Below are 13,528 nucleotides of genomic sequence, written 5' to 3' on the forward strand. Positions count from 1 at the left end.
ATTATTCCTTTTTACCGGCAACCGCGACAGCTACTCTCGAATCCGCACAGCCGTAATAAAGGAACCATTTATTCCTGAATAACACAAGTCCTTCTATAAAAACAGTACCCGCCGGGTATTGTCCGCTTTTCTCAAAAGCCTCCTGCGGTACCAGGAAAGGCTGATCCAGCCGGTCTAACAACACATCCGGGGCATTTAGATCAAATAATGCCTGCCCTGCCGCATAGGTGTTTGCTGTATAGCGTTTGTCTCCATTTGTCGCATTGTTCTTTCCATTGTACAACAATACAATTCCCTGGGAAGTCTTTACCGCCGGAGGGCCACATTCTGTGAGGTCACTATCGAAATACCCTTTTCGGGGAGACATCAGCTCTTTCAGTTTACCATCCGGGGTCGTAAGCGGGGTCCATTCATACAGGTTATCGGAAGTTGCAGCATAGACATGATGCTCGCCCCAATACATCCAGTATTTGCCATTTACTTTAGCAATCACCAGCTGGCCATTATCCACTTCTGTAAGGATAGAGGCAGATTTGGAAGCAATATCCCGGAAGGCGCCTTTGAACACAGGGCCTTTCTTCTCCCAATGAACCAGATCTCTGGACAGCGCAGCCCCCAAACGGGGTACTTTATTATTCCATTCTGTATATAATACGAGGTAAGTACCATCTTTTGTCACCGCTACACGGGGATCTTCGCAGCCCCCTTTCCATTCAAATTCCTTTGCATTGTCATTGTCAGGGAATAAAACAGGTGCTTTCAAACGGCTCTGAATATGCAGCCCGTCTTCACTCGTAGCCAGTCCCAAACGGGAGGTACGCATCCCGATCCCTTTGCCGGAACGGTCTTCTGCCCGGTAAAGAATACAGATTTTACCGTCTTTTAAAACAGCTGCAGGATTAAATGTATCATTGGATTCCCAGCCTACCTGCTCCCCCGTCATAGGATCGCGAAAGGCGGTGGTCGTATCAGGGCTTATTAATGGATTTACGCCCGCAGGGCGGGTAAATGGACCAAGTACCCAGGAACCGGAAGAAGTGAGCGAAAATGGCCTGTCTGCCGGTTTTATTCCTCTTTTAAAGTTAGGCTCAGGCCCCATTACAAGGTGCAACACCCCTCCATTCATAATAGCCGTATGGGTGATATAGTTATGCTCATAAGGCACCCCATTCAATGTCGCTGACTGGATGTATACATTTTGCGGACTGTTATTCTCCGCCTCTACAATAAATTCCCGTCCATTTTCGAGTGTGATCGTCATTTTTGGAAACAAAGGACTACCTATCACATACTGATCTGTTCCCGGGCATACACTATAGAATCCCGCAGCACTCAACACATACCAACTTGACATCTGCCCCTGATCTTCATCGCCGGGGTAACCATTCTCAGTTGCATTGTACATGTTCTGCATAATCTGCCTTACATGCCACTGGGTTTTCCATGGCTGCCCCGCATAATTATACAGGTACACCAAGTGGTGAATCGGCTCATTCCCCTGTGCATACTGCCCCATTTTGAAAGCCGCCATCTCTGTCATTTCATGAATCACCTGACCATAACCACCTACTTTGATAGTGCCCGGTATGCTGAATACGGAATCGATTTTATTGGTAAACTGCTGCTCCCCGCCCATCAGGTTGATCAATCCCTGCACATCGTGAAATACGGACCACGTCCAGTGCCACGCATTCCCCTCTGTATAAGGACCACCCCAATCCAACGGATCGAACGGTGTAACCCAATTCCCTTCTGCATCTTTTGCACGCATAAAACCAGTGGCAGGGTCATACAGGTTTTTGTAATTATACATCTGGCGACTAAACACGTTTTCATAGAATGGCTGATTCGTCATCTTTGCCAGCTGGTAGCCACAAAAGTCATCGTAAGCAAATTCCAGTGTCCAGGACGAAGCGCCTAATGTCTTTTCTGAATACGGACAATACCCCATTTCATAATATTCCTTCCACCCCGGCCGGCCATTGGCACTACCCCATGGACCTTTGTTCGTCGCTTCATGAAAGTAAGCCTTCAATGCTTGCTGCGGATCAAAAGTACGGATCCCTTTTACCCAGGCATCTGCCAATAAAGAAATGGCATGATTACCCAGCATCCCCCCTGTCTCTCCCGGAAATGACCAGGCAGGAAACCAGCCACATTGCTCCTGCGCATCCAGCAATGCCTGTGTATAACGACCTTCCATAGTTGGATGCATAATAGTGTTCAAAGGAAACTGCCCCCTGAAAGTATCCCAGAAACCATTGTCGGTATACATATACCCGGAATGGATTTTGCCATCGTAAGGACTGAAGTAATAAGGATGTCCCTCCTTGTCATACTCGAAGAACTGATGCGAAAAGAGATTGGCGTGGTAGAGGCAGGAATAAAATGTAGCCTTTTGTTCTGCCGTACCACCTTCTACTTTCATCCTTGAAAGCAGGGTATTCCAAACCTTATCAGCACCTGTATGCGTCTCTTCAAAACTATGATTCAATTCACGCTGTAATGTGAGTGTAGCCTGCTCCGGACTGATATAGGAAGAAGCCACTTTTGCTTCTACCTGTTTTGCATTGCCAAAGTCTATATAAGCACCTACACCCTCCCCTTCTGCCTCAGCATTATCAGCATTTATTTTATCTTTCTCCCATGTACCATATGCCTTAAATGGCTTATCAAATATTATCTCAAAATAGTTGCGGAAGTTCTGTGGCGCCCATCGGGCGTTATTGACATAACCAGTAATTTTGCGGCCAACGGCATCTATTTTCACCTGGCTCATTTTGGTATACCCGTCTAATACAATGATAGCTTTCTTAGCAGGAAATGAAAACCGAAAATGTACCCCTCTTTCTGTTGGAGAAAATTCTGTCTTAATCCCATTATCAAAAGTCACTTTATAATAACCCGGTTGTGCGGTTTCATTTTCATGTTTAAAAGCAGCCGCACGTTTATCTTCATCCACCACCAACGCTGCTTCAGGAAAAAGAGAAAACACCGCATAGTCATTCACCCACGAACTGCACTGGTGCGATTGCTGAAAACCCCTGATCGTATGTACAAAATACTGGTACTTCCATCCATCTCCATTCTTCCCCGTTTGCGGCGTCCAGGTATGCATACCAAAAGGCAATGCCGTAGCCGGATAGGTATTTCCATAAGAAAATTCATATTTGCTGTTGGTTCCCTGTCTTGTATTCACATAGCTAACCTGGCTCATGCCACGCATCACTACAGCACACAGGAACAAGGCTAATAATAATTGCTTCATCAATGAGTTAATTTAAGTCTGAGAAAACGTGGACGATATAAATGCGGATGTTTTTGCAGGTCGTTAAAAAATTCTACTGAATTCACATTATAACTGATCAACAGTTCGCCAGGCGCAGAAATGCCCGGATGCGCCTTGGCATTGTACATTACATAGGTTTTCTCTTCCGCATCCTTACTGCAATCCCATAATCTGATCACAGGTCCAAAAGGGCCAACAGGCGAAGTACCTACACGCATACCGATGGTGGTACCTAAACCACCTTCCTGGAAAATGAGTGCGTATTTACCATCAGGCAATGGCGACACGCTGAGTTCATTCGACACTTTATTTGTTACATCAACAGCCTTATTCATCTCCTTCACCCATGCCCTGCCATCATAAAAACGCCATTGATCAAAATGATCAAATTCAGCAGGTTTTACCCTGGCCACTACCATGCCCTTTTCCATGCCATGTACCCCGTAGACATACACATAGCCATCAGGTGCAGGCGCGCCTGCCTTCTTTGTATTCACATAAATACCCGCACCATATGAACCAATCTGCCCGGATTTATCTGTAAAAAAGAAAGGCGTATCCATCTGCTCATACTTTGTAAATGGGGGCTTTGTGCCTTTCGAAATTTTTATCAGTGTATTCCCCACCTCCCTGAATCCAAAAGCCTCCTGCGATACATTGTGGATGCGATAGCCAAATATATAAAGCGTATTATCCTGCTCCTGGTTCACAAAACCATCTCCCAGCCAATAGTAGTCATTCTTCTCCGTGAGTGGCGTAGATGGTTCAAATACGGATACTGCTTCATGTTGCTCATTTTCCGGCCAGTAGAATTTCATCTCATGCCCGTTCCAGATCGCCACACTATTGTGAATCATGCGGGAGCCGGGTTGTAATGAATCATTTTCTATTGTGCCAATCATGGAATCACTAAAAATAAAAAGCAGGCTGTCTGACCGACGGTTCTCCACCCCATTAAAAGGAATAGAATAAATACCATCACCACCAAACCAACCATTATTCCTGATGAACAATGCGGACCACTCAGGCACCTCTTCTACCCTGTATTGTGCCTGTATATTTAAAAACGGTAACAGACCTGAGAATATAAAAAGCAGTCTCTTCATAACTACGGAATTTGTTTTGTAGATGAAAAATAAGATCTACCCGTTAACCAAACAAATCCTGCCACCCCTCCGGCCATAAAAAGTAAGGCAATCATCTGCGCCTGGCTCAACTGAAAGAGGGTATATTTTGGCGTTACTCTCAATATTTCAATATAATACCGTTCCACCCCATTTAATACCAGGTATAAAAAAAACATTGCCCCCGGCACCCGCAATCTTTTCCTGACCATCCACATCCCCAGGAATAATAAAATACACAACACTGCTTCGTACAAAGGTGTAGGATATACACCTGCAGGCAGTTCATAATACCCCTGTTTAAACACACCCGCATTAATTGCATTGTGCGGATAGGTATATGCCCATGCCCATTGCGGTATCCAGCCCGGCTTTATATGCCTGTTTACAATTCCCCAGTCTCCGTCACCTGACAACTGGCAACCAATCCGCCCTATGCCATATGCCAACATCATGCCCGGAGAACCGATATCTGCCATATGGATCAGTTTGATTTTATGCCGGTATCCTATGTACAGATAAGTCAATGCCCCGAATATAAGCCCCCCGTAATAAGTAAACCCACTGCGTGAAAACAGTACTGTTACAGGGTTATATAAAAGCTCCTGAAAATGCTCTACCGCATCAAATAGTTTGGCGCCAATAAAACCCCATACCGCCACCATGAATACAATGTAGGGCATGAGTTGGTAGGGATGTATAAATTGTGACGCCATTGCTTTATGAGTGCTATATGCCCATATGCCCCATACGAATGCCAGCCCCCCCCCTGCTATCCAATTTCCACGCAGGGAAAACAACAACGCAACCGGATCCTGCCCCTGCCAGAGCGCCAGTAATATCGCCACCACCTTATACCCTATCAGGAAACCTATACATGCATTCACTATCACTTCCATGGTTTTACTGGCGGTTTTGACCTTCACAATACTTATCGTTCCATCATTCTCCTTTCGCTTAAACTCAGCTACAAACACTACATAGGCCCCGGCAAAAGCCAGGGCCATGCATGAACCAAAAGTCTGAAGGTTTACCTTCGCGTTAACGTGGAATATGTAACTGATAAGATCTCCGATAGTAGGAAACATATGCTTATAGACTTAATTGTACACCTAAGTTAACCACCCGCTGGTTAATATACGCATCCCCCGCAGTATTCGTACTGATCTCAGGATCCTGCTGATATTTACGGTAGTTATCCCAGGTAAACAGGTTGTAAGCACTCATATACACCCGCGCACTGTTCAGGTGAAAAGGCAGCATCTTCGTAGGGAACTGATAACCCAGGTCCACTGTCTTCAAACGAATATAATGCGCATTCACCAACCAGTAATCGGATGGATAATAGGTCGGACTATTCACTGATGACTTATTCGTTGTCAGTCGTGGATACTTTGCACTGCCTGCTGTCTCAGGTGTCCAGGCTTCCAGGTGGATTGGCTGGAACTGACCAATGAATGGTTCTATGCCTGTACCTGTAATGATAAAACTGTAGTTGAAAGATCCCTGCAGCAGCACACTCAGACTAAGCCCTTTATAAGATGCCTGCAGGTTCAGACCCAGGTTCGTATTAGGCAGGTTGGGATGCCCGATGGCACGCTGATCGAATACATTGATAAAACCATCTCCGTTCAGGTCCTGATACTTCAGGTCACCTGCATGCAATGGCAATCCATTATCCGGCACTGCCACCGTCTTGTTCCCGGCATTGCTGCCACCATTCGTTGACATATATGCATTCACATTATCAATGTCCTCCTGTGTATAGTACCCTAATGAATGATAACCGAATGGCTGGTTCAACGGCTTGCCGGTATGTGCTAACCAGGGATAAGCCGGTGATGCCTCACTCTGGTACAGGATCTTATTCTTTGCATAAGAGAAGACAAAATTTGCTCCCCACTGTACATTTCCAATACTGCTGTGATAACCGATCTGACCGTCAAAGCCCTGGTTCTGTGTACGGCCTATGTTCACAGCCGGCAATCCTACCCCAATGATATCAGGTACATTGTTAGGTACGATCAGCTGATCATAACGAACATTCCTGAACACCTCGATAGTAGCTGAAAGTTTGTTATTCTTCAGCATATTGATATCAATGGCCAGGTTGGTTTCCCTTTGTTTCTCCCATACCACATTACTGTTTGCCAGGTTACCTTCGTAGAACATGGTATAGTTGGAAGGAGATTCTCCAAACGGATAAGTATTCCCATTCTGAATATAGTTCTGCGCATAGATATACCGGTTATTAGGCGCCACATCAGACCCCACTATACCATAAGAACCACGGATCTTGAACAAACCAAATACCGGAAATGCTTCTTTGAAGAATTTCTCGCCAGACAGGTTATACCCCAGACCAATTGCAGGGAACAAACCAAAGCGATGGCTGGCCGCAAACCGGTCCGTACCATTGTAAGCAGCTTTCAGATCCACCAGGTACTTACCGGCATATTCATAATTTGCAGAGGCGCTAACCCCCTGAAATTTTGCAGGCACCCCTACTGACGCTGCATCCAGGTTATCATAGGCATCAAATGTCTGGGATTGCTGATTCAATAATAACAGACCCGTCACATGATGCTTCTGATTAAAGGTGCGGTCATAGTTGGAAAAGAATTGCAAGTTCACATTGTTTGTATAAATATTCGTATTCCCTGAATAGTAAATATTGGAGAATACATAAGAACCTGCAGGATTCAATGTATAAGATTGATCAGTAGGATCGTAATGATAAGAAGGGATAGAACCAAAATTGCCCGTACCCCTGGTATATTGTTCCTGGCTGGAATAAGCGATACGCGCGCTGATAGACAAGCCATCCGTTATCTTATTCAGTTGCTGAGTAGCATTGAATACGATGTTGTAATCCGTTCTCTTTGCGTTTTGATAACCACCTGTAGCCAGTCTTGCATTTAAGGTCGGTAAATGTCCGGTATTGAAACGGGAATATGCGTATGCATAAGAACCATTTGGATTTAAAAATGGCGCTGTAAACGGCGTCAGCTTACTAAAATCAAATACCTCTGACAGCGCACTGTTTGCTGATAAATTCGGTGAATTTGTCGTTGAAAAACGAGTGGTCACATCCAGTCGCATCGTCAATGTCTTATTCGCTCTCAAATCCAGGTTAGACCTGAAATTGTACCTTTTAAAATTGTAATTGGTATTCACCGTACCACGTGGATCAGGAAATGAACGCACCAGCCCATTCTGGTTCATAGCCCCACCTGAGATGAAGTACTTCACAGTTTCATTACCACCTGAGATATCGAGATTTGTATTCTGCTGATAACTGAACTGTTTGAAAATTGCATCATACCAGTTTACATCAGGATGACCATAAGGGTCGGTATGATTCTTAAATGCATCCAGGTCTGCCTGTGTGAACTCAGCTGTCAGACCATCATTTGCATCTGCCTGGTTGATGAGGCGTGCAGACTCATATGCATCCAGGAACTTAGGTATCTTGGTCGGTGTTTGTGCACCACCTTCCACACGTACATTGATCTGCGGTTTACCCAGCTTACCACGGCGGGTAGTTACTACCAGTACACCATTCGCCCCTTTGATACCATAGATGGCAGTGGTACTGGCATCTTTCAATACAGAGATAGAAGCGATTTCATTCACATTGATCTGTTGCAGCTGATCATAAGTATACTCCACGTCATCCACGATGATCAAAGGCTTATTCCCGGCAGGGTTCAGTGAGCTTACACCACGAATATAAAAGTCAGACGCATCTTTACCAGGCTGACCGGATGACTGTTGAGAAAAGAAACCCGGCAATCTGCCAGACAGTGCATTCTGTACATTAGCTGTAGGCACGTTCCTGATTTCAGCAGCATTGATAGTGTTGACAGAACCGGTGCTGGTGATACGGGTGGTTTTACCATATCCCACTACCACTACCTCATCCAATGCCTGGTTATCTGAAGCCAATGTTACATCTATCCCATCACTCTTCCCGGCCACATTCAGTTCCCGGGTCACATAACCAAGGTAACGGAACACGAGCACATTGGAAGCACCTTTTAATGTCAGTTTAAATTTACCCGCTGCATCAGTGATCATACCATTCGTAGGTACCCCTTTTTCCGCCACTGTCACCCCAGGCAGTGGCCCCTGAATGTCACGCACAGCGCCGGTGATAACCCGGTGCTGCGCCAGCAGCACGCCGGGGAGTAAATTTATTATTATACAAATCAGCAGTATTATTTTCCGCATATCTGATTGTTTGTAATTTTTAAGAATTGAGTAGCTTACCATCCCGGATTTTGCTTCATAACCGGGTTCTTCGCCACTTCATTGTAAGGGATCGGATACAGGTATTGGTTGTCTTTGAACACAGTAGTCAGAATGTTAGCGACATTATAGGTATAGGAAGAACCGTTCTTTACAATGGTTATACCCCTACGTGGCTGATTCATGACAGTACCTGCTATCTTCCAGCGACGGATGTCGAAGTAACGGTGCTCTTCAAAGGCGAACTCAATTCTCCATTCATTTTGTATTACGGCCCTCATCTCTGCCTGTGTCATATTAGGTGTCAGACCATAGTTGCCATCATCTCCTGCTGCAATACCTGCTCTTGCCCTGATGGCATACAATTGCTCATATACATCTGACTGTGGTGCAGACTCTGCTTCATTACGGGCTTCTGCATATCCCAGCAAAATTTCTGCATAGCGCAGTACAATCCAGTCGGCAGAATGATTGCTGTAGGTAGTGGCAGCTTCAAAGTCACCCATAAATTTGCGCATGTAATAACCACTCTCCGTTTGTTGCTGAGAAGAATTTGGCTTACTCTTACCACCTTCATAAGTATCTACTGTGCTGCTTAACCAGGTAGCACCATTGTAAAAGATAGTCGCATTAAACCGGGGATCACGTTTTACATCATTCAGTAAACTATACGGATCAGCTGCGAGATAACCAGAAGCAGGATTCGTAATGGGCAGCCCATTCTGCATGGGGAAGGCATCTACCAATTCCTGTGTAGGACTGGTATTGCCCGTGCCTCCAGCCTGAAAACCTACAGGACCGTTCCTGGTTTCGATTCCGGTAGAATTATTGCCGGGGCGAATAAAGATCCGCTCACTGTTATTCTGGTCCAGGAAGATATGTGTGAATGAAGGCAACAGGGCATACACCCCCAGGTCCATCACATCTTTTGCAGCCTGTGCCGCCTGTGTCCAGCGGTTTACATCATAATCGGTATAGCCGGTGAGGGCATTGCCACTCTCAATATTGCCACCATTAAATAGCGGGCTTGCTGCGAGCAACAAGGTTTTTGCCTTCAGTGCCAGCGCGGCTCCTTTTGTAGCCCTGTAGTTATCACCATCTGATGCAGGTGCAGAAATCAGGCTGTCTTTGATTGCATCACATTCACTTACGATATAGGTGATACAGTCTGCAAAAGTATTCCGTGGAATTTCCAGGTTATCTTCGATATTATATACTTTATCACCCAGCAATGGCACGCCGCCATAGCGCCTTACCAGTTCGAAGTAAAAGTAGGCCCGGAGAAAACGTGCTTCACTTCTCCATACCTGTGCTGTAGTCGTACCATTGGGTAAACTACCTTTTACAGGCACCACGCCTATGCCATTGATAAAGATGTTTGCATTACGAATCCCCGCCCAGAAAGCATCCGGCACGCCAGAGCTGGTAGGCGCCTGTGAGAGGTTCGTACCTTCCCAGTAATTCTCCGCACCCGGAAAATTGAACGATGTCACCGCATTTGTAGCCAATAGCGTCACAGCGATATTGCTACCCGTCTGTGAAGACACCGCATCATCACCCGCCGCATCCAGGTAATCACCATCTGCACGGTTGTGTCCATTCTTTACGATGGCATAGATACCATACAGGAAAGATTGTGCATTCACACCCGCAGAATCAAGCGGATCGAAGACATAATTGCCTGTCACTTTATCTACCGGAAACTGCTCGTACTTTTTGCAACCACTGATAAGGGCAGCGAGCAGCAGTATTTTATGAATATGTTTTTTCATGGCTCAATCTCTTTTATAACTTAATACTAACACCTGTACTGACTACCCGCTGAATGGGATAATTGTATGGTTGTACCTCCGGGTCCATGCCTTTAAAACCCGCGATGGTAAAGAGGTTCTCGCCATCCACGAATATTTTCAAGCCGGAAATGCGTATTCTCTTCAGCAGACTATAAGGCAATGAATACCCGATCTCTGCATTGCGGAGTCTTACATAATTGCCGCTCTTCAGGTAGAAAGTAGAGAACATCGTATTGTTGTTCGTAGCAGATACTGCCAGTCTTGACAGTGTGGCCTGACCTGCCGTCTCCGGCGTCCAGCGGCCAGTAGCATTTTCGTACACCTGTCCGTTGGTGGTATTATAGTCCATACCAAAATGGTCAACAGCATTATTCAATGCACTGATCTGCCTGTTACCTACCCCCTGTATGACGAAACTGAAGTTGAACCCTTTGTAATTTCCACCCAGTGTGACACCGAAGAAAGCCAATGGTTTGGTGCCGCCAATGGTAGACTGATCAAAGGCATCTATCACACCGTCTCCATTCAGGTCTTTGTATTTGATATCGCCGGGTTGCGGGCTGTAACCAGCGATGTGCGCACTGCTTGCTGCATCTTCTGCATCCTGGTATAGCCCTAAAGATGTATAGCCATAAAAAGTTCCTGATACCGGTAAACCGGTTCTTCTGTTCCAGGCATAAGGCGTAGCCAGTTCATCGTTGAAAATGATTTTGGAATAGGCCAGGTTGCCATTGGTAGTTACGAAGTAGTTGAAATTGCCCAGGTGGTTATTGTAAGTCAGTGACAACTCTATACCATGGTAAAGGTTCTTACCAATGTTTTCCAGCGGATAACCGGTACCCAGCAAAGCAATAGAATTGCCACGATAACCCAGGATGTCTGAATACACATCATGATAGTAATCTGCTGTGAGTTGTAAATGACTCCGGAAGAAAGAAATGTCAGTACCCACATCAAACTTGTTCCCTTTTTCCCAGGTGATATAAGGATTGGCCAGTGAACCTTCGTACTGGTAATAGACGGTAGTGTAGCCGGTACCTACCTGGTAATTCTTACCATTGTTATTCGAAGAATAGGTTTGAGAATAAGCGTAATATAAGGATGCGTTCAGATCAATATTGGCATTGCCTGTTTTGGCATAAGTGGCTCTCCATTTCCAACCGCTGATCCATGGCAGGTTTTCTTTGATGAAGTCTTCATTACCCATCTCCCATCCAAGGCCGCCACCGTAGAAGAGCCCCCAGCGTTTGCCATCTGGATAACGGTTATTGCCGCTACCTATCAATGTGGCATTTACAAAGTATTTCTTATTGTAGTCATAACCGATCCTGCCACCTGCATTGGTAGTAGTAGAAGCCAGGTCATAGTTTGCCACAATAGACTTGCGGTCGTACATCAGCTGCGCGTTCACATTACTCTTTTCGAAGCTCCTGTCATAATTCAGGCTACCCTGTGCGTATGACTGACGGGAAGTAAACACCGTGCGGAATGCATTGTGCTGTGAAGTAGTTGTACCATAGATCACATAGACGCTGTCTACATATCCATAGGAAGGGTTCTGTAAGCTCCTGTCCAGTGCAGTGATAGACTGGTATGCCAGGTTGCCTTTTATTTTGAAAGTTAAACCCTTCAATACACTATTCAGGTTATAATTCAAATCTAAATTCGCCAGAATGTCATTGGTGTTGTTTTGTGTGTAGCCGGAATACTGTGCTCTTGACAACAGGTTATTGCTGTAAGGGCCACCATTACCGCCAATATTGTTACCCCCAAAAGTACCATTGCGGTTATAGATAGGATATGCATTGTTAGGTGTGGAAAACAGTGCATTCAGCAAACCATTGTAATCACTGCCCGGCTCGCGGGTATTTTGTACACGGCCGAATAACTGCAGGTCCACATTCAGGTTCTGGTTCACCTGCACACCGATATCGGAATTGATGACATAGCGCTTCAGGCTATTGTTCGTGCTGTAAGATACATCCGGGCTGGTTTTGAAAATACCCTCCTGATCAAAATAGCTGAGCGACACAGAATAGCGGGCTACATTTGTACCACCATTCACATTCAGCTTGTAGTTAGAGATAGGTGTATAGTCCTTTAACAGGGTCTTGAACCAGTTAATATCCGGATGACCATAAGGATCGGTATGATTCTTATAGGCATTGAAGTCTTCTGCACTGTACAGGGCAGGCTTACCATCGTTCATCAGTGTTTCATTCAGCAGGTAAGCATATTGATAAGCAGGTAATGGCTTAGGTAAACCTAGAGACTGCTGCACGCCTGTCTGCGCGGTAAATGTGATATGCGGGCGGCCCATTTCTCCTCTCCTCGTAGTCACCAGCAGCACCGGTCGGGAACTATTATTACCTAATAATAAGGTAGACAACCCATCTTTCAGCACAGAAATAGATTCAATGGATTCCGGGTCGATAGAAGAGATTTCTCTTTGCACGCCATCAATGACGGTGATAGGTGTCTGTCCACGTACACTCAGACTGATTTCGGAGTTATCGGTAGAGCGGTTATTATTGGAGGAGGCGTTCACCAGTGTTTGTCCGATTACGGCGGAAGAAGAAATCTCACTCACATTAAAAGAAGTGAAGCCGCTGTTTTGCTTGGTATACACGCCTGCCAGCTGACCGGGAAATGCGTATACATATAAAGAAGCAGGAGTCGTGGTAAGTTGTTTGGTATAGATGGTAGACACCGCACCCAGTACTTTAGACCGGTCTACTCTTTCATACAGCATATCGACCTGCTGTGGAGATTTCAGGAATGCATCTGTGAGCTGTACAGACATTTCGGAAGCAGCTTTCAGCTCGCGGGTATAGTAATCTTTCCACAGGAATACTAACACGGTACCGGGAGGTGTATCTATATGAAACTCCCCGTTTGCATCTGTGAATATTTCCTTTTTTGTATCCTTCACCATGACCTTTACACCGGCCATAGGTTCGCTGAATTCATTGACAACAGTGCCATTGATGCCGGACTTCTTTGTGTCCTGGGCAAAGATCTTTTGTTGCGTGATGGCAAACAGGCAGATCAGGCAAAATATGTAGCGCATA

6 protein-coding genes are annotated in these 13,528 nt (G+C 45.5%); all 6 read right to left on the reverse strand.

The window, feature by feature from the left end:
- Position 1 precedes the first annotated feature (1 nt).
- From ABDW16_RS16130 to ABDW16_RS16155, 6 genes are read right to left on the reverse strand one after another with little or no spacing between them, the layout of a single operon-like run.
- A complete protein-coding gene (locus ABDW16_RS16130) occupies positions 2-3,268 on the reverse strand; it encodes a GH92 family glycosyl hydrolase (protein ID WP_343671057.1) in 3,267 nt (1,088 codons plus the stop codon).
- Positions 3,268-4,395 carry a DUF4185 domain-containing protein gene (locus ABDW16_RS16135; RefSeq protein ID WP_343671058.1) on the reverse strand — a complete coding sequence of 376 codons (1,128 nt, stop codon included), beginning with the start codon at positions 4,393-4,395 and terminating at the stop codon, positions 3,268-3,270. Before ABDW16_RS16135 ends, ABDW16_RS16130 begins: the two co-directional genes overlap by 1 nt.
- Before the next feature lie 2 nt (positions 4,396-4,397).
- Positions 4,398-5,501 (reverse strand): prolipoprotein diacylglyceryl transferase family protein, encoded by a 1,104-nt coding sequence (locus ABDW16_RS16140; RefSeq protein WP_343671060.1) that lies wholly within the window; start codon positions 5,499-5,501, stop codon positions 4,398-4,400.
- Positions 5,502-5,505: 4 nt separating this feature from the next.
- Positions 5,506-8,646, reverse strand: a complete 3,141-nt coding sequence (locus ABDW16_RS16145) for a TonB-dependent receptor (protein ID WP_343671062.1) — start codon at positions 8,644-8,646, stop codon at positions 5,506-5,508.
- 35 nt (positions 8,647-8,681) lie between these two features.
- Positions 8,682-10,436: a RagB/SusD family nutrient uptake outer membrane protein gene (locus tag ABDW16_RS16150; protein WP_343671063.1), complete on the reverse strand. Its 1,755-nt coding sequence runs from the start codon at positions 10,434-10,436 to the stop codon at positions 8,682-8,684.
- A gap of 13 nt (positions 10,437-10,449) precedes the next feature.
- The gene (locus ABDW16_RS16155) at positions 10,450-13,527 is read right to left on the reverse strand and encodes a SusC/RagA family TonB-linked outer membrane protein (protein ID WP_343671065.1); all 3,078 of its coding nucleotides are present in this window, start codon (positions 13,525-13,527) and stop codon (positions 10,450-10,452) included.
- Between the last annotated feature and the right edge of the window lies 1 nt (position 13,528).

The organism is Chitinophaga sp., from assembly GCF_039596135.1.
Lineage (GTDB): Bacteria > Bacteroidota > Bacteroidia > Chitinophagales > Chitinophagaceae > Chitinophaga.

Bases quoted from the DNA above. Each gene is read 5' to 3' on its own strand.
- ABDW16_RS16130 (WP_343671057.1), bottom strand. From the start codon at position 3,268: ATGAAGCAATTATTATTAGCCTTGTTCCTGTGTGCTGTAGTGATGCGT.
- ABDW16_RS16135 (WP_343671058.1), bottom strand. From the start codon at position 4,395: ATGAAGAGACTGCTTTTTATATTCTCAGGTCTGTTACCGTTTTTAAAT.
- ABDW16_RS16140 (WP_343671060.1), bottom strand. From the start codon at position 5,501: ATGTTTCCTACTATCGGAGATCTTATCAGTTACATATTCCACGTTAAC.
- ABDW16_RS16145 (WP_343671062.1), bottom strand. From the start codon at position 8,646: ATGCGGAAAATAATACTGCTGATTTGTATAATAATAAATTTACTCCCC.
- ABDW16_RS16150 (WP_343671063.1), bottom strand. From the start codon at position 10,436: ATGAAAAAACATATTCATAAAATACTGCTGCTCGCTGCCCTTATCAGT.
- ABDW16_RS16155 (WP_343671065.1), bottom strand. From the start codon at position 13,527: ATGCGCTACATATTTTGCCTGATCTGCCTGTTTGCCATCACGCAACAA.